Annotated in this window: 17 protein-coding genes, 1 tRNA gene and 1 other RNA gene; 12 read left to right on the top strand and 7 right to left on the bottom strand. The window is 65.9% G+C overall.

Going from position 1 to position 22,511, the window contains the following annotated elements:
• The first annotated feature begins 108 nt into the window (after window positions 1-108).
• The 4 genes from Q0W90_RS03295 to Q0W90_RS03280 all read left to right on the top strand — a co-directional run bounded on the left by Q0W90_RS03295 (window position 109) and on the right by Q0W90_RS03280 (window position 3,912).
• On the top strand, window positions 109-1,308 hold the full coding sequence (locus Q0W90_RS03295) for a dihydrolipoamide acetyltransferase family protein (protein ID WP_297773141.1): 1,200 nt from the start codon (window positions 109-111) through the stop codon (window positions 1,306-1,308).
• Window positions 1,308-2,696: a dihydrolipoyl dehydrogenase gene (gene lpdA, locus Q0W90_RS03290; protein ID WP_297773139.1), complete on the top strand. Its 1,389-nt coding sequence runs from the start codon at window positions 1,308-1,310 to the stop codon at window positions 2,694-2,696. The genes Q0W90_RS03295 and lpdA overlap by 1 nt, the downstream gene beginning before the upstream one ends.
• A 179-nt stretch (window positions 2,697-2,875) precedes the next feature.
• Window positions 2,876-3,415 carry a nucleotidyltransferase family protein gene (locus tag Q0W90_RS03285; protein ID WP_297697671.1) on the top strand — a complete coding sequence of 180 codons (540 nt, stop codon included), beginning with the start codon at window positions 2,876-2,878 and terminating at the stop codon, window positions 3,413-3,415.
• A 116-nt stretch (window positions 3,416-3,531) separates the two neighbouring features.
• On the top strand, window positions 3,532-3,912 hold the full coding sequence (locus tag Q0W90_RS03280; RefSeq protein WP_297593659.1) for a hypothetical protein: 381 nt from the start codon (window positions 3,532-3,534) through the stop codon (window positions 3,910-3,912).
• A gap of 9 nt (window positions 3,913-3,921) precedes the next feature.
• Here Q0W90_RS03280 and Q0W90_RS03275 read toward each other — a convergent pair whose 3' ends face one another.
• Together Q0W90_RS03275 and Q0W90_RS03270 are read right to left on the bottom strand one after the other, a co-directional pair.
• Window positions 3,922-4,761: a hypothetical protein gene (locus Q0W90_RS03275; protein WP_297593661.1), complete on the bottom strand. Its 840-nt coding sequence runs from the start codon at window positions 4,759-4,761 to the stop codon at window positions 3,922-3,924.
• A 102-nt stretch (window positions 4,762-4,863) separates the two neighbouring features.
• Window positions 4,864-4,952, bottom strand: a tRNA-Ser gene (locus Q0W90_RS03270).
• Window positions 4,953-5,017: 65 nt separating this feature from the next.
• Between Q0W90_RS03270 and ffs the strand changes: the two genes are divergently transcribed.
• The 3 genes from ffs to Q0W90_RS03255 all read left to right on the top strand — a co-directional run bounded on the left by ffs (window position 5,018) and on the right by Q0W90_RS03255 (window position 8,488).
• An RNA gene (gene ffs / locus Q0W90_RS03265) (signal recognition particle sRNA small type) lies at window positions 5,018-5,112 on the top strand.
• Between the two features lie 141 nt (window positions 5,113-5,253).
• Window positions 5,254-6,540: an aminotransferase class I/II-fold pyridoxal phosphate-dependent enzyme gene (locus tag Q0W90_RS03260; protein ID WP_297593687.1), complete on the top strand. Its 1,287-nt coding sequence runs from the start codon at window positions 5,254-5,256 to the stop codon at window positions 6,538-6,540.
• A 91-nt stretch (window positions 6,541-6,631) separates the two neighbouring features.
• The gene (locus tag Q0W90_RS03255) at window positions 6,632-8,488 is read left to right on the top strand and encodes a DNA polymerase III subunits gamma/tau (RefSeq protein WP_297773136.1); all 1,857 of its coding nucleotides are present in this window, start codon (window positions 6,632-6,634) and stop codon (window positions 8,486-8,488) included.
• A 10-nt stretch (window positions 8,489-8,498) separates the two neighbouring features.
• On the opposite strand, the gene Q0W90_RS03250 is transcribed toward Q0W90_RS03255, so the two are convergent.
• Together Q0W90_RS03250 and Q0W90_RS03245 are read right to left on the bottom strand one after the other, a co-directional pair.
• Window positions 8,499-9,809, bottom strand: coding sequence for a class I SAM-dependent methyltransferase (locus tag Q0W90_RS03250; RefSeq protein ID WP_297593689.1), 1,311 nt, complete (start codon window positions 9,807-9,809; stop codon window positions 8,499-8,501).
• Between the two features lie 5 nt (window positions 9,810-9,814).
• Window positions 9,815-11,206 (bottom strand): FAD-binding oxidoreductase, encoded by a 1,392-nt coding sequence (locus tag Q0W90_RS03245; protein WP_297697675.1) that lies wholly within the window; start codon window positions 11,204-11,206, stop codon window positions 9,815-9,817.
• A gap of 80 nt (window positions 11,207-11,286) precedes the next feature.
• On the opposite strand from Q0W90_RS03245, the gene Q0W90_RS03240 reads away from it, so the two are divergent.
• Window positions 11,287-11,724: an SRPBCC family protein gene (locus tag Q0W90_RS03240; RefSeq protein ID WP_297697678.1), complete on the top strand. Its 438-nt coding sequence runs from the start codon at window positions 11,287-11,289 to the stop codon at window positions 11,722-11,724.
• Between the two features lie 62 nt (window positions 11,725-11,786).
• Here the strand turns inward: Q0W90_RS03240 and Q0W90_RS03235 are convergent, their stop codons facing one another.
• Window positions 11,787-12,551 (bottom strand): class I SAM-dependent methyltransferase, encoded by a 765-nt coding sequence (locus tag Q0W90_RS03235; protein WP_297773133.1) that lies wholly within the window; start codon window positions 12,549-12,551, stop codon window positions 11,787-11,789.
• 1,071 nt (window positions 12,552-13,622) lie between these two features.
• On the opposite strand from Q0W90_RS03235, the gene Q0W90_RS03230 reads away from it, so the two are divergent.
• The 4 genes from Q0W90_RS03230 to Q0W90_RS03215 all read left to right on the top strand — a co-directional run bounded on the left by Q0W90_RS03230 (window position 13,623) and on the right by Q0W90_RS03215 (window position 16,883).
• Window positions 13,623-15,023 carry an argininosuccinate synthase-related protein gene (locus Q0W90_RS03230; RefSeq protein ID WP_297593671.1) on the top strand — a complete coding sequence of 467 codons (1,401 nt, stop codon included), beginning with the start codon at window positions 13,623-13,625 and terminating at the stop codon, window positions 15,021-15,023.
• Window positions 15,024-15,200: 177 nt separating this feature from the next.
• A complete protein-coding gene (nthA, locus tag Q0W90_RS03225; protein ID WP_297593673.1) occupies window positions 15,201-15,845 on the top strand; it encodes a nitrile hydratase subunit alpha in 645 nt (214 codons plus the stop codon).
• Window positions 15,838-16,503: a nitrile hydratase subunit beta gene (gene nthB / locus Q0W90_RS03220; RefSeq protein WP_297773131.1), complete on the top strand. Its 666-nt coding sequence runs from the start codon at window positions 15,838-15,840 to the stop codon at window positions 16,501-16,503. Before nthA ends, nthB begins: the two co-directional genes overlap by 8 nt.
• Entirely contained in the window at window positions 16,476-16,883 is a 408-nt protein-coding gene (locus Q0W90_RS03215; RefSeq protein ID WP_363319579.1) for a nitrile hydratase accessory protein, read from the top strand. Before nthB ends, Q0W90_RS03215 begins: the two co-directional genes overlap by 28 nt.
• Before the next feature lie 36 nt (window positions 16,884-16,919).
• On the opposite strand, the gene Q0W90_RS03210 is transcribed toward Q0W90_RS03215, so the two are convergent.
• Both Q0W90_RS03210 and Q0W90_RS03205 read right to left on the bottom strand, forming a co-directional pair.
• Window positions 16,920-17,849 carry a class I SAM-dependent methyltransferase gene (locus Q0W90_RS03210; protein ID WP_297593679.1) on the bottom strand — a complete coding sequence of 310 codons (930 nt, stop codon included), beginning with the start codon at window positions 17,847-17,849 and terminating at the stop codon, window positions 16,920-16,922.
• Between the two features lie 18 nt (window positions 17,850-17,867).
• Window positions 17,868-22,511: non-ribosomal peptide synthetase (locus tag Q0W90_RS03205; RefSeq protein ID WP_297773129.1), on the bottom strand; the 4,644-nt coding region annotated here is incomplete at its 5' end.

Raw genomic sequence — 22,511 nt, 5'->3', positions numbered from 1 at the left:
TGCCACGCCTGACGCAGACGGCTCACCCGATCGGGATGAGCCACTTCGGTTCCCGCCGAGTCCTATCCGCGAACCGCAAACGAAGCCCGCAACAAAAATGGTGCCCTAATGACCGACCAGACATTCGTGCTGCCCGACCTCGGTGAGGGCCTCGCGGAGGCCGTCATCGCGGACTGGCGAGTGCAGGTCGGCGACACCGTGACCGTCGACCAGGTGGTCGTCGAGGTCGAAACCGCCAAAGCGGCAGTCGAGGTTCCGGTCCCATTCGCGGGCAAGGTGATTGAACTGCACGCCGAAGTGGGTTCAACCCTGGCCGTGGGCGCTCCGTTGATCACTGTCGCCAGCGCCGGTGAACGCACAGAGGAGGGGCCGGGCTCGGGAAATGTGCTGATCGGGTACGGCACTCGTGAGCCAGATCCTCGTCGTCGCCGTCGAACGCCGGTACAGCAGCCGATCGCTCCGGTAGCCGCCACGACCAAGGTGATCTCGCCGGTGGTGCGAAAACTGGCCCGCGACAACGGTGTTGACCTCGCCCTCCTGGCGGCCGCCGGACCGGGCGGCGTGATCACTCGCGCAGATGTCGAACACGCCCTGACCCAGACCGCAACCAGCATGCGAGACGAAGTACGCACCCCAATCACCGGAACGCGCAAGGCGATTGGGGAGAAGCTGGTAACCAGCCGCCGCGAGATTCCCGATGCGACCACCTGGGTCGATGTCGACGCCACCGGACTGCTCGACGCCCGACGATCCGTCCAGGAGGTCGCGGGCCGCAAGGTCAGCCTGCTGGCGCTGCTGGCCCGGTTCGCCGTCGCCGCACTCCGGCAGTTCCCCGACCTCAATTCGTCGGTCGACACCGCACGATCGGAATTCGTCCGCTACCAACACGTCAACCTGGGAATCGCGGCCCAAACGCCGCGCGGGCTGGTGGTCCCGGTAATCAAGAACGCCGACACGCTCGACCTCCTTGCGTTATCCGATGTGTTGACCGCGACAACGACATTGGCCCGCAAGGACAATCTCCCGCCCGCCCGGCTCACCGGGGGAACGTTCACGCTGAACAACTACGGCGTCTTCGGTGTCGACGGGTCCACACCGATCATCAATTACCCCGAAGCCGCGATCCTGGGGATCGGCCGAATCGTCGACCGGCCCTGGGTGGTCGACGGCGAATTGACCGTGCGCAAAATGACGCAAGTTTCGCTGAGCTTCGATCACCGGGTGTGTGACGGCGCTACCGCCGGCGGATTCTTGCGACTGTTCGCCGATTTCATCGAGAACCCGATCGCGGCGTTGGCGCGGTTGTGATGGGCGATTCCCGGCCGGCCCAGCACAGCGACGTGCTGATTCTCGGCGGCGGCTCGGCCGGCTACGCCTGCGCGCTGCGGGCAGGTCAACTGGGCCTCTCCGCGACCCTGATCGAGACGGACAAGGTCGGCGGCACGTGTCTGCATCGCGGCTGCATTCCCACCAAAGCGCTGTTGCATGCGGCCGAGGTCGCCGACATGACGCGCGCGGCCGAGGGTTTCGGCGTGCGCGCAACCCTGACCGCCATCGACATGGCGGCCGTGCACGCCTACAAGCAGTCGGTGGTGGACCGGCTACACACCGGACTAAACGGGTTGATCGCCGGCCGCGGTATAGCGGTCATCCAGGGTGTCGGCCGCTATGTCGGAAACCGTACCGTCGTCGTGGACGGAAATCCCTACACGGGCCGGGCGGTGGTCCTGGCGACCGGTTCCGCCTCTCGAGCAATCGCGAACATCCCGATCGGTGACCGGATCATGTCCAGCGATCACGCCCTGCAGCTGCCCGAGATCCCGCGTACTGCGATCGTGCTCGGCGGCGGTGTGATTGGCGTCGAGTTCGCGAGCATGTGGGCGTCGTACGGCGCCGAGGTGACGGTGCTGGAAGCGATGCCCAGGCTGTTGCCCGGCGAAGACGACTGGAGTTCGACGACGCTCGAACGGGCGCTGCGTCGCCGGGGTATCACGGTCAAGACCGGCGCGACCGTCTCCGCGGCCAGACAGAACGGCGCCGGGGTTGCCGTGGAATTGGCCGACGGTGAGGCGATGGAGGCTGACGTGTTGCTGGTGGCCGTCGGCCGCGAACCCAGATCGGCCGGCTTCGCCGAGGCCGGAATCGCCACGGATCGCGGGTTTGTGGCGGTCGATCGCCGACTCACGACCAACCACGGCGACGTCTACGCAGTCGGCGACCTCGTGGCCGGGGCACAACTGGCCCACCGTGGCTTCGCGCATGGCGTTTACGTTGCCGAACAGATTGCCGGCCGGGACCCGGTACTGCTGGCGGACCAGCTGATTCCGCGGGTAACCTACGCCCACCCGCAGGTCGCTTCGGTGGGGCTCACCGAGTCGTCGGCGCGCGAGCAGTATGGCGAGATCACAACGATCGTCTACGACCTCGGTGGCAACGCGAAGAGCCAGATCCTACGAACTGCGGGCGGAGTCAAGGTAATTCGCCGCGGACGAGCCGACGGTGACGGCCCGGTGGTCGGTGTTCACATGGTGGGCGATCGCGTCGGCGAGCTGATCGGGGAGGCTCAGCTGATGGTTGGCTGGGAAGCGCTGCCTACGGACATCGCACCGTTTGTGCACGCCCATCCCACCCAGAACGAGGCGCTGGGCGAAGCGGTGCTGGCATTGGCCGGCTCGCCGCTACATATGCACGTGTGATCCCGCGGGCGTTAGGCTTGCCCACGGTCGACGACCCGTTGTGGCGGTTGCGCGCAGCGGGGTTGACCGAGGCGCAATCGGCCTGGATCTCGGCGCCCGGATGCTTTGGAGGCAACAGCCGTGTCGATCATCGCGGACATCAGCGCGCCGCTGGGGCGCATTCAGGACAACATGACTCCATGAGCCCCCGTATCGTTGGAGTGCTGCTGGCCGCCGGCGCCGGGCGACGCTATGGAAAGCCCAAGGTGCTGGTGGACGAGTGGCTCCGGATCGCTGTGCGAGCACTGCGCGACGGCGGGTGCGGTGCCGTCGTGCTCGTGCTCGGCGCCGCGGAGATCCCGGCTCCACCCGGTGTGGTTACGGTTACCGCGGCGGACTGGGATGAAGGGCTGAGCGCCTCGTTGCGCACCGGGCTGGCTCAGGCGGAGCGCATGGACGCCGACTACGTCGTGCTGCACCTCATCGACACCCCCGACGTCGGGGCGGCGGTTGTTGCCCGAGTCCTGCAGCGCGCGTTGGCCTCCCGCGAAGGACTAGGTCGAGCCTGGTTCGATGAACGGCCCGGCCACCCCGTCGTGATCGCACGCCGGCACTGGCCCCGCGTACTGGCCGCGGTATCGGGGGACGCGGGTGCCGGCGCCTACCTGCGCACCCGCGACGATGTCGAGAACGTGGACTGCAGCGACCTCGCCAGCGGGGCCGACATCGACGAACCGTAGTCGGCCGTCGTGCGTTTGTCCGTTGGCGGGAACCGTTTCATCGACGATTGCAGTTATCTATGAAGCATCCGAAATATGCTGGTCTGCGGCACACCAAGACGGTCAGGAGGCCCGCGATGCTCAGCGTGAAGTGGTTGGAAAAGCCAGAGGCCCATGACTTTCCGGCGGCGGCGAACTACCTCACCATGCTTGCGGATGCGCAGACGGTGAAGAAGGTGATCAAGAAGCTGAAGGCCGGAACGGTCACGCACAAAATGGCCAAAGACATTCTGCGGGCGGCGCAGTTGGGGCTGTTGCCGGTGGACAATCCCCACGTTGCCGCCGACCTGACCAAGATCGAGAAGGGCCTACCGCTGTCGCCCATCCTGCTGGTGCGCGGCGACTTCATGACCGGTGTTCCGTTGCAGATCGCCGACGGCTACCACCGAGTCTGCGCGAGTTATCACACCGACGAGAACACGGCCATTCCCGTGGTCCTCGCGGTGGTACGCCGCTGATTGCGCTCGCTAGTCCTCGTCGGCGGATTCGGTGGATTCGTCTAAGGCCACGCCGGCCCGAGTGCGCCTGCGCCGCATCCGATGCGATCCCTTGCCCGTCGGGCGCCGGTTTTGCAACTTGGCCCGCGGCTCGCTCTCTTCGGACGACTCGGACGCCTCGGCGGTGTCGGCTGCCGGTGCTGCCTGGGTCTCGGCGGATTCGTCGGCTGTCTGGGTGGCTTCCGTGACTTCCGTGGTTTCGGACTTCTCGGTTTCTGCGGCGTCTGCTTCGACGGCTTCGCCCGTCTCGTCAGGCTCGTCGGTTTCGTCTTCGTCGTCTTCGTCGGCGGCGAATTCCGCGTCGGCCTCCTCGCCCTTCCTGCGGCGAATCCCCCTCTTCTTGGTTTCCTTGGGCTTTTTCGCCTTGATCGGTTTGGGCGGCGGTGGTGGCAACTCGGCGACAAAGGAGAGATAGAAGGCAAAGAAGCCGAGCAACGCGATCGCCGCGGCGGCGCCGTAAATCCCGAACAACCATCGTCCGGCGGCGTCCAGTTTCAGCCAGATCTCGCTGATCGCTGTCCCGATGATCAGCGCGCCGGCCAGCACATGGGCCACAACCGAGGCGACCCGGAGGGACAGCGCCATGTGAGGGGTGCCCAGTTCCGGCTTGCGGGTCCGCAACAGGGTGAACACCACGGGCAGCGCCGCGAGCGCAAGGAGCACACCTGCCACGATGCGCAGCGCCGTCCCCAACGAATGCGTGGTGTCACCCATCAGCTCAGGCCAGCGGGGCAACACGAAAAAGAAGTAGAGGACGCCGGCAGCGATCGAAAATGACGCGTGCCACGGGATGGCGACCTTGCGCCCCATAAGCCTCCTCATGCTGGGTTGGCTCTAGCCAGCCTTCGAGCCAGCCTAGGTGCGACCAACTCGATTCCAAACCGCTTTGTGCGAGTCCGCGTGGCGGACCGATGGCGGAGGATGCGGGATTTGAACCCGCGAGGGCTGTTAACCCAACCCGCGTTCCAGGCGAGCGCCATAGGCCACTAGGCGAATCCTCCGTGGCCATGGTAACCGAGGGTCGGGCGGCCGCCGCCAGTTGCTCCGGCTCAGGTATTAGACTCTCGGTGGACCCCGCGCGGCGTCTATCCTGTGAACTCCCCCAGGGCCGGAAGGCAGCAAGGGTCAATGGGCTCTGTCGGGTGCGCGGGGTCCCCTAGGTTAAACGGGTGCCGACCCGCTGCGCCCGGCTTCGCCGCGCTTGCGATCGCCACTAGGTCCATGAGTGGCGACCCGCTGCGCCCGGCTTCGCCGCGCTTGCGATCGCCACCTCTCACGCTTTCGATAGCGAAAGGGTCCATGGTGTCGCTGGAGTCCCTCAGCCCCGCCGAGCTTGCCGCCGCACACACCCGCCACCAGCAGGATTACGCGGGCCTGCAGGCCAAGAAGCTGGCCCTGGACCTGACCCGCGGCAAGCCGGCCCCCGCCCAGCTCGACCTGTCCAACCCGCTGCTGAGCCTGCCCGGCGACGACTACCGCGACAGCGAGGGCACCGACACCCGCAACTACGGCGGCCTGCACGGCCTGCCGGAGCTGCGAGCCATCTTCGGAGAGCTGCTCGGCATCCCGGTGCAGAACCTGATCGCGGGAAACAACTCCAGCCTGGAACTGATGCACGACCTCGTCGCCTTCTCGATGCTGTACGGCGGCGTGGATTCGCATCGGCCTTGGATGCAGGAGCAGGACGGCATTAAATTCTTATGCCCCGTCCCCGGCTACGACCGGCACTTCGCCATCACCGAGACGATGGGCATCGAGATGATCCCCGTCCCGATGCTGTCCGACGGCCCGGACATCGGCCTGATCGAGGAACTGGTCGCCGCGGACCCCGCCATCAAGGGCATGTGGACCGTGCCGGTGTTCGGCAACCCCACCGGGGTCACCTACTCGTGGGACACGGTGCTGCGGCTCGTCCAGATGCGGACCGCGGCCCCCGATTTCCGACTGTTCTGGGACAACGCGTACGCGGTGCACACCCTGACGCACGACTTCGTCCGGCAGGTCGACGTGCTCGGCCTGGCGGCCGCGGCCGGCAACCCCAATCGGCCCTATGTGTTCGCGTCGACCTCCAAGATCACCTTCGCCGGCGCCGGCGTGAGCTTCCTGGGTGGATCGCTGGGCAACATCGCCTGGTATCTGCAATACGCCGGGAAGAAGTCGATCGGACCGGACAAGATCAACCAGCTGCGGCACCTGCGCTTCTTCCGTGACGCCGACGGCGTGCGCCTGCACATGCGGCGGCACCAGCAGATCCTGGCGCCGAAGTTCGCACTGGCGGCCGAGATCCTGGATCAGCGGCTCAGCGATTCCAAGATCGCCTCGTGGACCGACCCCAAGGGCGGCTACTTCATCAGCCTCGACGTTTTGTCCGGCACGGCCAAGCGGACCGTCGCGCTGGCCAAGGACGCCGGCATCGCGGTAACCGAGGCGGGTGCGTCGTTCCCGTACCGGAAAGATCCGAGCGACACGAACATCCGGATCGCCCCCACCTTCCCGTCGCTGCCGGATCTGCGCGACGCGGTCGACGGCCTGGCCACCTGCGCGCTGCTGGCGGCTTCGGAGTCGCTGCTGGCGCGCGATCGAGTGTGAGTCCGTCGACCGTGAACTGACGGCTTCGGCCGGGCACTGAGGGCGGACGCCAGCCGCGCTCTCGTCAGCGCACGCCGGTAGCCTGCTGACCGTGGCCCTCTACCGCAAGTACCGTCCGGCAACCTTCGCCGAAGTGGTGGGGCAGGAGCACGTCACCGAGCCGCTGTCGATCGCGCTGGAAGCGGGCCGGATCAACCACGCCTACCTGTTCTCGGGTCCGCGCGGCTGCGGAAAGACCTCCTCGGCGCGCATCCTGGCCCGGTCGCTGAACTGCGCTCAGGGACCGACGGCCACTCCCTGCGGAGTCTGCGACTCGTGCGTGGCGCTGGCGCCCAACGCGCCCGGCAGCATCGACGTGGTCGAGCTCGACGCCGCCAGCCACGGCGGTGTCGACGACACCCGCGAGCTGCGCGACCGCGCCTTCTACGCGCCGGCGCAGTCGCGCTACCGGGTGTTCATCGTCGACGAGGCGCACATGGTGACCACCGCGGGGTTCAATGCACTCCTCAAAATCGTGGAGGAACCCCCCGAGCACCTCATCTTCATCTTCGCCACCACCGAACCGGAGAAAGTGCTGCCGACGATTCGGTCGCGCACGCATCACTACCCGTTTCGGCTGTTGCCGCCGAAGACCATGCGGGCGTTGATCGGCCGGATCTGTGAGCAAGAGGGTGTCGTCGTCGACGACGCGGTCTACCCGCTGGTGATCCGCGCGGGCGGCGGTTCGCCCCGTGACACTCTGTCGGTGCTGGACCAACTGGTGGCCGGCTCTGAAACTGGACCGGCAGGCGCCCACGTGACCTACCAGCGGGCACTGGGCCTGCTGGGGGCCACCGACCTGGCGTTGATCGACGACGCCGTGGACGCGCTGGCCGCCGCGGATGCCGCGGCGCTGTTCGGTGCGGTGGAGTCGGTGATCGATGCGGGCCACGACCCACGGCGTTTCGCCACCGATCTGCTCGATCGGTTTCGCGACCTGATCCTGCTGCAAGCCGTCCCGGACGCGGCCAGCCGCGGCGTGGTGGACGCCCCGGAGGACGTGCTGGAGCGGATGCGCGACCAATCGACCCGGATCGGGACGGCGACCCTGACCCGGTACGCCGAGGTGGTGCAGGCGGGGCTCGGGGAGATGCGGGGTGCGACGGCGCCGCGCCTGCTGCTCGAGGTCGTGTGTGCGCGACTGCTGCTGCCCTCGGCCAGCGACACCGAATCCGCGCTGCTGCAACGCGTCGAGCGGATCGAGACCCGGCTGGACATGTCCATTCCCAGCTCCGAAACCACCGCGAGTGCTCCTCGCGGCGCGCCCCCACCGGCCGAGCCCGTCGACCGGCCGGCCCGGTTCACCCGCCCGTCCGCGGCACCTGCCGCCAAGCCCGAACCGAAGCCCGAACCGAAGCCCGAACCGAAGCCCGAGCCGGCTCCGGCGGAAGCACCGGCGCCGGCTCCCGAACCCGCCGTCGCGCCCGCATCCGAATCACCCTCTGCTCCTGGTGAACTCAACGCCGCCGCGGTGCGAAGCATGTGGTCGACGGTGCGGGACAAAGTGCGTCAGCGCAGCCGCACCACCGAGGTGATGCTGGCCGGCGCGACCGTCCGGGCAATCGAGGACAACACGTTGGTGCTGAGCCATGAGTCGGCGCCGCTGGCCAAGCGGCTCTGCGAACAGCGCAACGCCGACGTCATCGCCGAAGCGCTCAAAGACGCGCTGGGAGTCAACTGGCGCGTGCGGTGTGAGGCCGGCGCGCCGGCACCCGCCGCGGCCGGCCCGCTGACCCCTAAGCCGGAAGAGCCTGCCCCCGAACCGGATTCCGCCCGGCGGGCCGAAGAGGAACACCTGCTTGCCGAAGCGGTCCGCGACGAGCCGTCGGCGCCGCGCCGCGATCCGGAAGAGGTTGCGCTCGAACTGCTTCAGAACGAGCTGGGTGCTCGCCGCATCGAAAACGGCTAAACCGCTCGCGTCAGGCCGTCCACCACGGCCGCAGCGGCAGGTTGGCGTCGCCCCGGGCGTCGGTTTTGGCCGCCAGTACGTGGTGTAGCTGAAGGTTGTTCTGCTCGAAGGCAACTCGCGATGCCGCCATGTACAGACCCCACACCTTCGCGGTCGGCAAGCCGACCTCGGCGACCGCGGCGTCCCAGTGCTCGACCAGATTGTGGCACCAGTCGCGCAGCGTCATCGCGTAGTGATGGCGAAAGTTCTCCGCGTGCAGCACCTCGAATCCGCAGTCCTGGATCTCGCTGGTGATGCGGCCCGAGCCGGTCAGCTCCCCGTCGGGGAAGACGTAGCGATCGGTGAACCCGCCGGCGAACGATGTGGAGGTGTTGTCGGGACGGGTGATGCAGTGGTTGAGCAGCAGGCCGCCGGTGCGCAGCTTCGACCTCAAGAACCCGAAATAGGCGGGGTAATTCTTGACGCCGATGTGCTCGGTGAGCCCGATCGAGGACACGGCGTCGAACGCGGCCTCGCCCACATCGCGGTAGTCGGTGTGGCGCACTTCTGCCAGGCCTGCCAGCCCCTCGTCGGCGATCGCCGTCTGCGCCCACTTCGCCTGCTCGGCCGACAGGGTGGCGCCGATCGCCCGGACGCCGCGGTGCGCGGCGTAACGCACCATGCCGCCCCAGCCGCAGCCGACGTCGAGCAGCCGGTCGCCCGGCTGCAGCCGCAGCTTCTCGAAGATCAGCCGGTACTTGTTCTGCTGCGCCTCTTCCAGCGTCGCGTGGGCATCGGGATACACCGCGCACGTGTAGGTCATCGACGGCCCCAGCACCATTTCGTAGAAGGCGTTGGAGACGTCGTAGTGGTGGTGGATCGCCTCGGCGTCACGGGTCTTGGTGTGCATCAGCCCGTCGGCGACGCGCCGCCACCGGGGACGCGTCTCCTGCGGCGGCGGCGCGACCGGCACCAACTTCTCGATGCCCATCGAACGGACGACGTTGGCCAGCACCCGTGCCGGCGGCCGCTTGAATTCCATCCGGTCGTTCAGCGTCTTGAGCAATTGGTACGGATCGCCGGGGTGCACGCCGTAGGCCTGCAGGTCGCCCGACACGTAGGCGCGGGCCAGACCGAGTTCGCCGGGCGCCGTGGCCAGGTATGTGGCGCCGCGGGGGCTCCGAAGATCCAGACCCAGCTCGGCGTCTTCGCTGCCCGCGGTGCTGCCGTCGTAGGCGGTGAACTTCAGCGGATGTCGTCCGGTCGCGGCGAAGACCTCCAAGATCTCGGCCATGCTGAGTTTCCCCGTCGACGAGCGGTGGGGTTCTTTGGTCTCCCTCATCGATGTCATCGCCGTTGTACCGCCTTTGCGTAGAGATCGAGTAAACGAGAATCGGGGTCGTAGGTTTTCTTGACGGTGTTGTAGGCCTCACCGCCGTACAGCTCCTCGAAGTCCTCGCGGGAGTAGTAGGAGTCGGAATACAGCGACTTGTGCCCGTCGAGTTCGCCCACCTTGGCTTCGATCATCCGGTTGGTGGCTCCATCGGTAGCATCCGCCGGCACCGACGACCAGAAGCCGACGTTGACGTAGGTGTGATCCGGCCGCATCGGGTACAGCGGCCAGTCGTGGTGGTCGCGTAAACGCAACGGGCACAACCAGATTGGCGTGATGGGCACGTTGTCCAGGAACCACTCCAGGAACTCGCAGGTCCGTTCGACGGGCAGCTCCACGTCCTGCACCACCCGTTCGCGTGCGGGTCGACCGCTGCGTGCTTCGATGCGGTCGGACACCCCGAAGCGCCGGTCCACGGCGATCAACTTCGAGTAGACACTGCTGCGCCGGTAGCGGCGGGGCCACCAGCGTCGCAGCCGCGGATTCTGCAGGCCGAACGCGCGTGAGCACCAGAACCAATCGGTGTCCCAGCGCCAGAAGTAGTCGTGCGTGGTCAGCCGGTCGTCCTTGGTGGCTTCCACACCGGGGGCGTCGTGCCGGATGGATTGGTAATAGATGTTGCGTCCGGTGTAGTCGCTGACCGGGCCGGGGGTGGTGGTGCGCCGGCCCACGCACAGGTAGCTTTCGTCGGCGCTGAACACCACCCCGTCGAGGTAGTCGACCGGTGTTCCGCCCTGTCCGCCGGTGTCGATGATGCGTTCGGCCGCCGCGATCAGAGCGGGCAGGGAGCGGAAGCGGACGTGGCGCAGCGCCACAAACGGTGCCACCGATTCCAACTCGATCCGTAGCCGGGTCGAATATCCAAGTGTTCCATAGGAATTCGGGAAGGTGCGGAACAGGTCCGGATGCTGGGTGCGGGATGTGGTGAGCAAATCGCCAGCGCCGGTGAGGATATCCATCTCCAGCACCGATTCATGCGGCAGTCCATTGCGGAACGACGCCGACTCGATACCCAGGCCGCTGACCGCGCCGCCGAGGGTGATGGTCTTCAGCTGCGGGACGACCAGCGGCGAGAGACCGTACGGTAGGGTCGCGGCCACCAGGTCCGCGTAGGTGCACATGCCGGCCACGTCCGCGGTGCGGGCTTCGGGATCCACACCCAGCACGCCGGTCAGCCCGGACGTGTCCAAACCAGGGGCATCACGTTTGGTGCGGGCGCGGAACAGGTTTGATGTCGGCTTGGCCAGCCGGACTGCGGACGTTGCGGGGATGGATCGATAACTTGCCAGCATCCGGTCAACGCCCGACTTGTGGGCCGAGAGTGCGGATCCAGGGACAGGCACCACATATACCCTAGTCTTCGACAACAGCCCGTGCACCCGTCGCGAGCGGTGCACCGGGAAAATCATCACGAGGAGGGGTCGCCGTGGGACAGGTGAGCGCAGACAACACCATCTTGATCAACGCCGAACCGGCGGCGACCCTTGCCGCCGTCGCGGATTACCAGACGGTGCGTCCCAAAATTCTCTCCCCGCAGTACAGCGACTACCAGGTGCTGCAGGGTGGCCAGGGGGCGGGCACCGTCGCCAAATGGAAGCTGCAAGCCACCAAATCACGCGTTCGCGATGTCCAGGTCGACGTCGACGTGGCCGGGCACACCGTCATCGAGAAGGATGCGAACTCGACCATGGTGATCAACTGGACGGTGGCGCCCGCCGGGCCCGGCTCCAGCGTCACATTGAAGACCACCTGGACCGGCGCGGGCGGCGCCAAGGGCTTCTTCGAAAAGACCTTTGCGCCCTTGGGGCTGAAGAGGATTCAGGGCGAGGTGCTGGCGAACCTGAAGAAGGAACTGGAAGCCTGAGCCAGGAGTTTCACGCGTTGCCGAAGCCGGGCAGTGGACGTCACTCACGCTTTTAGGCGGAATTACTCCTTTGCCGCGCGACCGGCAACCATCGCCGTCGCACCCTGCGGTCGGGTACGGAATTCGACGGAAATCGCCGGGTCGGCGTAGTGGGCGAGTGCACGCAGCGCCGACGGGCTATAGGCGCGTAACGAGCTGATGACCGCATCGTGTAACGGCGCGTTCAGCCCAGTCAACGGGAGCGTGAACGTCAACAGCACCAATTGGAGCGGCGCCCGCCACCTGCGGAGGTCGATGACCAACAGCTTCTTCGCCGCTCGGGTCCCTTCGGCGAGCACCTGAGCGGCCTGTTCGGGCGCCAGGTGATGCAAAGACAGTGCAAACACCGCGAGGTCGTAATACCCGTCGGGGGCGTCGATCGCGGTGGCGTCCATTTCGCGCACCGTGGCGCGCGGGTGGCTGCCGAGGTCGCTGGCGGAGACGGCGGCCACATACTCGGGATCGATGTCGGTGACCGTCACCTGAGCGGTGGGGTGATACTCCAATAGTTTGCGCGACAAGCCGCCAAGGCCGGCCCCGAGTTCGAGGATCTTCGGCGAGGCGATCTCGGTCACCTCATCAAGCGCCGCGCGGGCGCACAGCGTGTAATTACCCAGAAACCGTCGCCGTCCGGTGCGGTCGAGTGCCTGGATCACCTTGTGCTTGAGATCGTCGACGTCGTCGCGGTCCAGGTATTCCAGCCGGTCGGTGCGCAGCCGCCGGTCCAGCCACGAGGCGTCCGGCCCGCCCCGGGGCATGCTCGCGATGTCGTGGGCCATCCTGTCCATGCGGACATCATGGATGACGGCACCCGTGCTCCGGCATAAAACAGTGCACAAATTCACCCAGAACCGCACAAATTCAGAAGCCAAACGGTGTCTGACTTAGGTTGGGCCCCGGGTGCCTTCGTCGAGCGCTTGTCAACTCATCGATCCCGGCCGCGCGGAATGCTGACGGCAAGTGGGGGCATCGGTCCGAGGTGGGAATTTTGGCGAGTATCGGCTACGTAGTGACGCGGGTGAAATCACCGCAAATCAGGTGGCACTACTCTAATGAGGCCGATTACATACTCGGTTTACTTAGGGACTCGATCAATCGTCGTGAAAATGCGATTGGCGTTGGGAAAAAGGATTGCCGGAGATCCCAGCTCGCCGGCGATTTGAGCGCCCCGCATCGTTGCAAGTTATGACGACATGGCACTGAGCAGCTGCCCCGAGCAAAGTCCGATGGCGGTCGACCCGCTGACGGTGGCGTGGGCCGAGGTGGGGGCCGCGGCGCCCACGCCCTCCGCCGGGCATGGAGGTCGATGATTAACAACATGTTTGCTGCGTGGGTCGCTTCAGTGAACACCTGCGCGGCCAATACGGTGCGGCAGGTTCTGTAACGGGCAACCCAAACACCACGAGACGCAGACCTCCGTTGAGCCCTCATTTCCGAGTGTGTGAGCGACCACGGGCACCGTGGAAAGCCGCGCGCCTTCCCGACAGCAGTTGCCGCGGAGGGTGGCCGTGGCCTGCGGATCCCGAGGTTGAGACGGACGGCTTGACCGGCCCGGGACGCGCACTCGGATCGACCGACCCGGCACCCTGCATCCCGGCCGGCGGCGCGCACCGCACACGGAGAGGTGAGGACGTGCTGTCGGGAACCTCCCAATCGACAAAACCAAGGTGTCCAGGACCGCGAAGAGTGTTAGCCTGACCAAATGGAAGGACCCGAGCCTTCCAGCGCCGTCGGCGCGACCTCTCGCACGTTTCTTGGACGCTTCGGCCGGACGATGAGCACTTCGTGAGCAACGGAGGTTTACGACCATGGCGCCCTCCGACCGGCCCGATTGGGTTTGAATCATGGGATCTGACCACATGAACTCCAGAAAGGTCCGCTCCTTCTCGGATATAGAGCAATTGTGTCACCGTAATGACACCATCGTGACGTTGTGCGGTGGCGGATTGGACAGTGCGTATCTTTTGGCGCAGCTGTCGAAACTCGATCTGCGACTCATTGCATTGTCTGTCGATGTCGGTGATGACTTCGAGCTTGAACAATTTTCCTGCATCGCAGACAAGTTTGACGTAGATATCACCAGACTCGACTACAGAAAAGAATTCGCCGAGGAGTTCGTGTGTGCGGCGATTCTCGCGGGCGGCAGATATCTCGGTCAGCATCCCATTAGTGCATCGCTGTCACGACCATTGATTGCCCGCGTCGGTGTGGAGTTCGCGCGATCGGTCGGTGCGAAGTGTCTGCTGCATACGGCCAACCAGTCGCAAAACAGCTTGAGGAGGCTCAACGGCGCTATTTCCGACCTTGGTTTTGAAGGCTACTTCGGATCGCCTTATGAGTTCGATGCCCTGAGCCGCGAATTCAAGCGTTTCGAACTTCAGGAGGAGTTTGGCATCTCTGGTTTCGCGAATCGGATGACCAGCACCGACACCAACTTGTGGTGCAGAGAGTTCGAAAGCGGGAGCCTAGACGATCCCGAACAATTTGAAATCGATCAGAACCTCTATCAGTGGTCTGTCCAATCTGAAACGGCAAGCCGTGTCATACAGCTGCGCTTCGATAGAGGGCATGTCGTATCGGTGGACACTGAACCTGTCGCTGACTTCGTCGACCTGATACGCGGCCTGAATACCACAATCGGTCGTTACGGTATCGGACGCTTCAGCAGCCTGGAGCATCTCGAAAACGGCGAGAAGGTGCTTGAGGTCCGCGAAGCTCCCGCCGCGACGCTCATCCTCGAAGGTTTCGCACAGCTCGCGTCAGCGACCGTCGAGGTGGAAACCCTCCATTGGATGCGCACTCTCGGTGAGGCTTTGATACTGGAGGCTGTAGAGGGGCGATGGTTCCGCGGTCTCCGGGAGGCCTTGCAGTCTTTCCTCGAGGTGAGCGCGCACCGCGTAAGTGGCGAAGTCCGGTTCACGCTTCGCAACGGTGGTTTCGAGCTCGCGGGGTTGAAGGCCGTATCACCGCTGTACATCCGTGATCGCGAGCAGTGGGAGTACGCCAAAGCTACCGCGGCCAAATCGGTGACAACGAGGCGATTCGACGGCTCCTCCGTCTTGGCCGAACAAGGGTACGGCGTTGGTCTCGGCCGGCAAGTCGATTGGCTCGACGCCGGCCTGGCGCATCGCCCCAGCAGCGAGAGAACGTGGCAGGTCCACGAACACACGCCGCATAACGCTGCTGCACCCCGTTTTTCATCGCAGAACCCGTTGCCTGGCGCGGCGGATGGTCCTCATTCGACGACTTCGCTCGACTGAACCAGCAAGCCTTCGCCGACCATGCGCGAGCGCCGTGACCGCCGCCGATCTACTGCGGGGTCGTGCTGCATGGGCCGGTGAAGGCCGCGCAACAATTCGCCTGGGGCTCTGCGGCTTTCCGCTATGCGGTGAGGAGCGTCGTTGTATCGGCCCACGTCGTCGCCGTAACCTCGAAGCATGAGTGGGCCCGACGACCGTGTTCGCGGCATCGACGCGAGTCACCGCAGCGAGATCGGCGAGATGGATCTGCGGGTGCGGGCGCTGGAAAGCGTGCTCGTCGAGAAGGGCTACGTCGATCCGGCGGCACTGGACGAGCTCATCGACACCTATGAGACACGAATCGGTCCCCGCAACGGTGCGCGTGTGGTCGCTCGCGCGTGGGTTGATGCGAAGTACCGCGACTGGCTGCTGAGCGACGCCACTGCCGCGATCGCTTGGCTGGGCTACACCGGCCGGCAGAGCGAGCACATGATCGCAGTGGAGAACACGCCCCAGCGACACAATCTGGTGGTCTGCACACTGTGCAGCTGCTATCCGTGGGCGGTGTTGGGTCTGCCGCCCGCCTGGTACAAGAGCGCGCAGTATCGGTCGCGTGCGGTGCGTGACCCGCGTGGTGTGCTAACCGAATTCGGCGTGACCCTGTCGCCGGACACGGACATCCGTGTCTGGGATTCGACGGCTGAGGTCCGTTATCTCGTGGTGCCCATCCGGCCGGAAGGAAGCGAAGACCTCGGCGAAGAGGAGCTTGCCACGTTGGTGACACGCGATTCGATGATCGGCACCGGTGTACCCCTGCGCCCGAGGCCCTCGACGCATGAGTAGCGACGATTACGTCACGCACGCTGACCTGGGCGGTCAGCTGGGACACGGTTCCATCAAACTCGAGTCCGGGTTCGAGCCTTGGCACGCGGCCTGGGAGCCGCGTGTCTTCGCGCTTCAGCTGTCGATGGGCGCCTCCGGAGTCTGGAATCTCGACATGACACGTTCCGCACGCGAAACCCTGCCGGACTACGACCAACGCAGCTACTACGAAATCTGGTTCGGCGCTTTGCTCAAGCAGCTCGAGGAGCGCGGGTTGGTCTCCGCCGACGAACTGGCCGCCGGGCGGTCGCTCCGCCCGCCGATCCCGGTGCCCCGCATCGTGCGCGCGCGCGACGTGCCGACGCTGCAGGCCCACGGCGCGCCCACCGAGCGGTCCGCAACCAAGGCGCCTCGGTTCGCTGTCGGCCAGCGCGTGCGCACGATTTCCGGGCCCACCCCGCATCACACCCGCCTGCCGGAATATGGGCAGGGCAAGCCGGCGGTGATCGAACGGTTGCACGGGATGCACGTCTTCGCCGATGCGAACGCCAGTGGTCACGGGGAACAGCCGCAGTGGCTGTATACGGTGGTGTTCCGCGGCACCGACCTCTGGCCGGACGCCGAGCGGGGCTTGACCGTGTCGATCGACGCATGGGAACCGTACTTGGAAGCGGCATGAATCGGCCCGCACGCTTTCGTCGGGTCGTCGGCGCAGACGAGCCGGTGTTCGCAGAGCCTTGGGAGGCAAGGGCTTTCGCAATGGCGGTTTCATTGCACGAGCGCGGGCTGTATACCTGGTCCGAGTGGGCCGACGCGCTGGCCAGTCGTATCACAGCGTCACCAGCACATGCCGACCCCGACGTGGGCGACACCTACTACCAGCACTGGCTTGATGCGCTCGAAGACCTGTTGGCGCGCAAAGGTATCGGCTCGGCCGAGACGGCACGCTGGCGTGCTGCGTGGCAACACGCGGCGAACCGCACACCGCATGGTGCACCGATCGAACTACAAGCCGAGGACTTCGACCCAGCTCACAACGCCGGCACCGGGCGGCAATGACCGATGATTCCGGCTGCGCCCCCGCGCGATCCCGGCTCAGCCTTGCGCCCGAACGTCGATATCCATCGGCTTGCGCGCCGACGCGATCACATAATCCGTCAAGCCAGTCCCTCGTTCCCACACCTCTACACCGCGGCACTGGGCGCGATCGTCATCCGAAATCTCGACGACCACTTCATCCATCTTCTTGCCCTCGAGGCGTTGCCGAGCGTATTTGGCCATCCCGGGGAACACGTCTTGCCGGATCGATTCCACGAGCACGTCGTCGAACCCCGCGGCCGACAGCCGACGTGAATACTCATCGCGGTCATAGTTATTGGCCTCGGGAATGTGGCCGTACCTTCGGCCGAAGGTAGTTGCTCGAGCCGGTTTCCTGCCCGGGGTCGGGAGCATGTCGGCGAGCGCGATCGTTCCTCCCGGTTTGAGGACGCGAAACGCTTCGCGCATGAAGTCGTCACGCGTGTCGAAGTGAAAAGCGCATTCCAGGGCCAAGACTCGCTCAAACGATGCGGTGGGAAAATCCATTGCGGTCGCGGAACCGAGCCGAATGTCGATCTGTTTCTCCAGTCCGCGCTCGGCGACGCGTTCCCGACCCTTCTCGACGTGAACGGGCGTGATGTCGATACCGGTGATATGAGACACCTTGAACCGATCGAGAAGAGCAAAATCCTGCTCCGCGAAACCCACACCCACGTCGAGTATTTCGTCGCTGGGCTGCAGTCCGGCCCGCGTCCCCAGAAGCTCGACCATCGCGATGCACGCATCGGGATAAGTACGAGCGGCTTTCCAGTAACCGTTGTTGAGCCACAGCGGCTTGGATTGGTCGGCATACCTGTCATTCATGAAGTCGATGACGTCATCGCCGAGGACCGTGTAGTAGCCCGCGGCGTCTTTCTGTCGGATCAGGCTGAAGGAGCGCACGACCGTCAAGAAGGCCCAGTAAATCGAAAGGGCAATTCGCCGCATTTGTTCCTCCTCGACGGGCTAGAGCAGTCCGAGCAATTGCAAATCGGTGACGTATTTGATGATGATCGGCGGCGAGATGTGTGGGATGTCCGGGCTGTCCTTGTCTCGACCGATTCTTGCTTCTTGCACCGCCGCCCGGAATCGGTCGGCCGGCGCGAACGACCCACGGGTCGGCTCGGGGGGATCGACTGGCGCGGAATTGCGCAACAACAGCATCTGCAGCAACGAGTGCTGGCGCTGCCAATTCGGCAGGGCACCGAGGGCGGTCTCGAACCGCTGCAACCACTCCCCAAAGTCTCCGATGCGCTGGATCGGGTAACCGGCGTCGATCAGCCAGTCGACATATTCGTCGGGCCCGATGCCGTCGTCGTGCGGGTTCATCACGTGATAGGTCTCAAACCCCTCGACCGCCCGTGCACCCAGTGTGGCGATGGCCTCGGCGATGAAGTCGACGGGCAGCCCGTCAAAGTGGGCGCGTTGCCGGTTGCCCCTGCCGTCGAGCCGGAAGAACGAGCCGGGCGCGATGCCGGCGGCCACCAAGCTCAGCACCATCCGGGTGACCGTGTCCGACAGGTTCAGCTGGCCTGCGTACGTCGGGTCGGCCAAGATCACGTCGCAACGGAACACCGCCACCGGCAGCCCGCACAGGTCATTGGCTTCACGCAGCAGTACCTCACCGGCCCACTTGCTGTTGGCGTAGCCGTCGCCGTAGTTGTCGCCGACTGTGCGGGTGGGGCTGATGACCCGGATGTCGGCGTCCTCGGTGAAGGCGGCCGAATCGATCTGGGTTCGCACGTCGGCAGTCGACACGAAGTTGTAGGACTTGAGTTTCGTGGTGAGCGCGATCCGGATCAGCTCGGCGGTGCCCACCACATTGGGCCCGAATAGCTCGCTGTAGGGGAAGACGGCATTGACCAGGGCAGCGGAGTCGACGATCAGGTCGACGGTATCGGCCAGCCGCTGCCAGGTCTGTGGGTCGAGCCCCAGGTTCGCTTCCCCCTTGTCACCGGCGATGACCACCAAATGATCGGCGGCCAGTTCCCGGAAGTGGCGCAACAGCCCCGAGTCGCCGCTGTCGAAAGTCTTGCTCAAACGGGCCAGCGCGTCCTCGTCGCACCCTCCTCGCACCAGGCAGATCAGCGTGCCGTCGACCAGCTTCATCCGCTCCAGCCATTCCAGCACCAGGTAGCGGCCGAGGAAGCCGGTGCCCCCGGTGAGCAGAACGGTTCTCACCTCGGCGCTGGGCCCCGGCAGAGTCGGTGCCTTGGTCAGCGTCGTCGCGTCTATGAACTTGTCCAGCGTGAGGTCGGCGGCGTGCACCTCGGTGGAGTTGCGGCCGTGCACGGACGCGAAGCTGGGACCGTTGGCCGAGCCGGCACGTCTGCCCAACTGCTCGCCGAGTTTCCGGACGGACGGCGCGTCGAACACGGTGCGGACCGAAAGGTCGGTGTCCAGGCGGGAGTTGATCGCGGCGATCAGGCGCATCGCCGACAGGGAATTCCCGCCGAGGTCGAAGAACGAGTCGTCAGTTCCGACCCGCTCGACCCCGAGCACGTGAGTGTAAATGCCGGCCAGGATCTCCTCAGTCGGGCTGGCCGGGGCCCGGTACTGGGCCGCCGAGTACTCAGGCGCAGGGAGGGCGCGGGTGTCGAGTTTGCCGTTGGGGGTGAGCGGTAGCGACTCGATGGTCATCACCGCGGCCGGCACCATGTAGGCCGGTAGCCGCTCGGTCAGCTGAATGCGTAGGTCGCGGGGGTTGGCGGTGCCGGTGATGTAGCCGATGAGGCGTTTGTCGCCGGGGCTGTCCTCGCGGGCGATGACGACGGCTTGGTCGACGCCGTCGAGAGATGTTAGGGCGGTGCGGATTTCGCCGAGTTCGATGCGGTAGCCGCGGATCTTGACCTGTTCGTCGGCGCGCCCCACAAACTGCAGCTGCCCGTCGGCGCGCCATCGCACCAGATCGCCGGTGCGATACATGCGGGCCCCTTGCCCCCCGAACGGGCTTGCCACGAACCGCGATGCGGTCAGCCCGGGTCGGCACCAATACCCCACTCCCACACCGGCGCCGGCGATATATAACTCGCCGACCACCCCGGCCGGCACCGGACGCAACCACCCGTCCAGAACGAAAAAGGCCGCACCCGCCACCGGCGAGCCCATTGGCGGCGACCCCGACCCGGATTTCAGCGGCGCGCTCATGGACGTGTACACCGTGGTCTCCGTCGGGCCGTAGGCGTGGACCATCAACCGTCCCGGAGCCCACCGATCCACCAGCTCTCCCGGGCAGACCTCGCTGGCCGCCACCAACGTCACCGAATCCAGCCCCTCCGACGACAACATTCCGGCCGCCGACGGCGTCTGAATGAGCATGCTGACGTTTTCGGCCACCAGCAAGGCGTGCAGGTCTTCCGGCGAGCGGCCCACCGACTCGGGGACCACCACCAGCCGCCCACCGCGGAACATCGCACCCCACATCTCCCACGCGGAGACGTCGAAGGCCAGCGAATGCCATTGCGACCACACCTGTTCCGGCTCCAGCCAGGTGTCCAGGGACTTCAGCAGCTGGGTCAGGTTGTGGTGGGTGATGGCCACGCCTTTGGGTACGCCGGTGGTGCCCGAGGTGTACATGAGATAGGCGATGTCGTCGGGATCCGGTCCCCTCGGTGCGGTGGCGGGCTGGGTGTCGAGACGGGGATCGTCGACATCGATGATCGGTAGGTCGGTCCCGTTCAGTCGGCCGGCCAGCGCGGCGGTGGTGATCGCGGCCATCGGTGTGGCATCGGCGATCATGAATTCGATTCGCGCCGCCGGCAGCGCCGGGTCGATCGGTAGGTAGGCCGCGCCGGTCTTGAGCACCGCCAGGATCGCGACGACTGCCTCGGCGGAACGTGAAAGCAGCAGCGCCACACGCTGTCCCGGTCCGACGCCGTGGTCGACCAGCACGTGCGCCAACCGGTTGGCGGCCTCGTCGAGTTCGCGGTAGGTCATCGAGTTGCCGTCGCAGGTGACAGCCACCGCTTCGGGGGTGCGGGCCAACTGTTCAGCGAACGACGCGGGAATCGACGTGGCGGGGGCTGCCGGCCGGGTCAGCACCGCGCGGTTACCAAACTGATCCAGACGTGCGCGCTCATCCTCGTCGAGCAGATCCACCGTCGACAGCCGCTGTGTGGGGTCGGCGGTCATCGCCGCCAGCACCCGCTGGAACCGGTCGATCAGGGCCTGGATGCTGTCGGCGTCGAACACGTCGGTGTCGTACTCGAGACGAAGGCCAAGCTCCGGTCCCGGGGTGGCTTGCACGGTCAGCGGATAGTGGTTGGATTCGCGGCCGGTGAATTCGGTGATGGCCAGCTCGTGGTCGCCGGCGAGGGCGGTGGTGTCGACGGGGTAGTTCTCCAGCACGAACAAGGTGTCGAACAGCTGATCGTGGCGGGTGATGCGGTGGATCTCGCTGAGTGCCAAGTGCTGGTGGTCCAGTGTGTCGTTGTAGGTGGTTTGCAATTGGTCGAGCAGGTCGGCGGTTGTGCTGGCCGGCGTGATGCGCGCCCGCACGGGCACGGTGTTGATCAACAGGCCCACCATCGAATCCGAACCGATCACCTCGGCCGGCCTGCCCGAGACCGTGGTGCCGAAGGCCACATCATGCTGGCCGGTCAGCCACATCAGCAGCTGCGCCCATGCGGCCTGCAGCACGGTGTTGACGGTGGCGCGGCGCGAGCGCGCGAGTTCGCTGACGGCGCGGGAGGTTTGGGCGTCGACCCGAATCGATTCCACGCCTCGGCTTCCCAGCCCCGAGCGATGCGGCGGGCCGACCAGGGTGGGGGTGTCGAAGCCGTCGAGGATCTCGCGCCAGGCCGCCTCGGCGGCTTCGAGGTCTCGATCGGCCAGCCAGGTGACGAAGCTGCGATAGGGCGCGGGCGCGGGCAGCCGCTGCCCGTGATAGGCGGCGAATATCTCGCCGAGCAGGATCGGCAGCGACCAGCCATCCACGACGATGTGGTGATTGGTCAGCACAAACCGGTGCCGGTTCTCGCCGGTACGGATCAACGCCACCCGGAACGCCGGCTCGTCGGCCAGCTCGCGCACCGCGGCGCGTTCCTTGGCGCACACCCGTTGGATCCGCTCTTCGAGATCGCCGTCGTGGTCGGCGAGGTCGGCGTACCGCCACCCCGGGGCGGGATCGGCCGGGATGATCTGCACGGGCCGGTCGAACTGTCCGCAGAAGCGGGCCGCCAGATGCGGATGACGGGTGACCACCGCGTGCACCGCGTCGCGCAACCGGTAGTACTCGAGCGGGCCGGTCACGGTGAAAGCGAGCTGCACCGCATACACGTCATCGCTCGCCTTCATGATGCTGGCGTGGAAGAGCAGCCCTTCCTGTAAGGGGGTTAATGGCAGCACGTCGGCGATCGCATATTGCCCCTCCAGTTCGTCGAGCTGGTGTTGGGTCAGCCGGGCCGGGGCGATGTCCGACGGCGTGAGCCCGCCGCCGCCGGCGCGCACGTGGGCGCAGATGCCGGTCAGGGCGTCGAACCACAGTTGCGCGAGGCGGTTGATCTGGGGGTGGTCCAGTGTTGAGGGCGCCCAGGTCCAGGTGGCGTGCAACAGGGGGCCGGTGTCGGTGTCCTCGGTGGCGGCGTTGAGTTCGACGGTGTGGGCCAGCGG

This window comes from Mycobacterium sp., from assembly GCF_025933915.1.
GTDB lineage: Bacteria > Actinomycetota > Actinomycetes > Mycobacteriales > Mycobacteriaceae > Mycobacterium.
Note: the sequence above shows the minus strand (reverse complement) of the source record. Positions and strands in the feature narration are given on the sequence as shown.

What these genes read in the sequence shown, in the direction of transcription:
- Q0W90_RS03295 (WP_297773141.1), top strand. Translation starts at nt 109, where the DNA reads ATGACCGACCAGACATTCGTGCTGCCCGACCTCGGTGAGGGCCTCGCG.
- Q0W90_RS03280 (WP_297593659.1), top strand. Translation starts at nt 3,532, where the DNA reads ATGCTCAGCGTGAAGTGGTTGGAAAAGCCAGAGGCCCATGACTTTCCG.
- nthA (WP_297593673.1), top strand. Translation starts at nt 15,201, where the DNA reads ATGAGTGGGCCCGACGACCGTGTTCGCGGCATCGACGCGAGTCACCGC.
- Q0W90_RS03230 (WP_297593671.1), top strand. Translation starts at nt 13,623, where the DNA reads ATGAACTCCAGAAAGGTCCGCTCCTTCTCGGATATAGAGCAATTGTGT.
- lpdA (WP_297773139.1), top strand. Translation starts at nt 1,308, where the DNA reads ATGGGCGATTCCCGGCCGGCCCAGCACAGCGACGTGCTGATTCTCGGC.
- Q0W90_RS03235 (WP_297773133.1), bottom strand. Translation starts at nt 12,551, where the DNA reads ATGGACAGGATGGCCCACGACATCGCGAGCATGCCCCGGGGCGGGCCG.
- nthB (WP_297773131.1), top strand. Translation starts at nt 15,838, where the DNA reads ATGAGTAGCGACGATTACGTCACGCACGCTGACCTGGGCGGTCAGCTG.
- Q0W90_RS03210 (WP_297593679.1), bottom strand. Translation starts at nt 17,849, where the DNA reads ATGCGGCGAATTGCCCTTTCGATTTACTGGGCCTTCTTGACGGTCGTG.
- Q0W90_RS03250 (WP_297593689.1), bottom strand. Translation starts at nt 9,809, where the DNA reads ATGAGGGAGACCAAAGAACCCCACCGCTCGTCGACGGGGAAACTCAGC.
- Q0W90_RS03275 (WP_297593661.1), bottom strand. Translation starts at nt 4,761, where the DNA reads ATGGGGCGCAAGGTCGCCATCCCGTGGCACGCGTCATTTTCGATCGCT.
- Q0W90_RS03285 (WP_297697671.1), top strand. Translation starts at nt 2,876, where the DNA reads ATGAGCCCCCGTATCGTTGGAGTGCTGCTGGCCGCCGGCGCCGGGCGA.
- Q0W90_RS03215 (WP_363319579.1), top strand. Translation starts at nt 16,476, where the DNA reads ATGGGAACCGTACTTGGAAGCGGCATGAATCGGCCCGCACGCTTTCGT.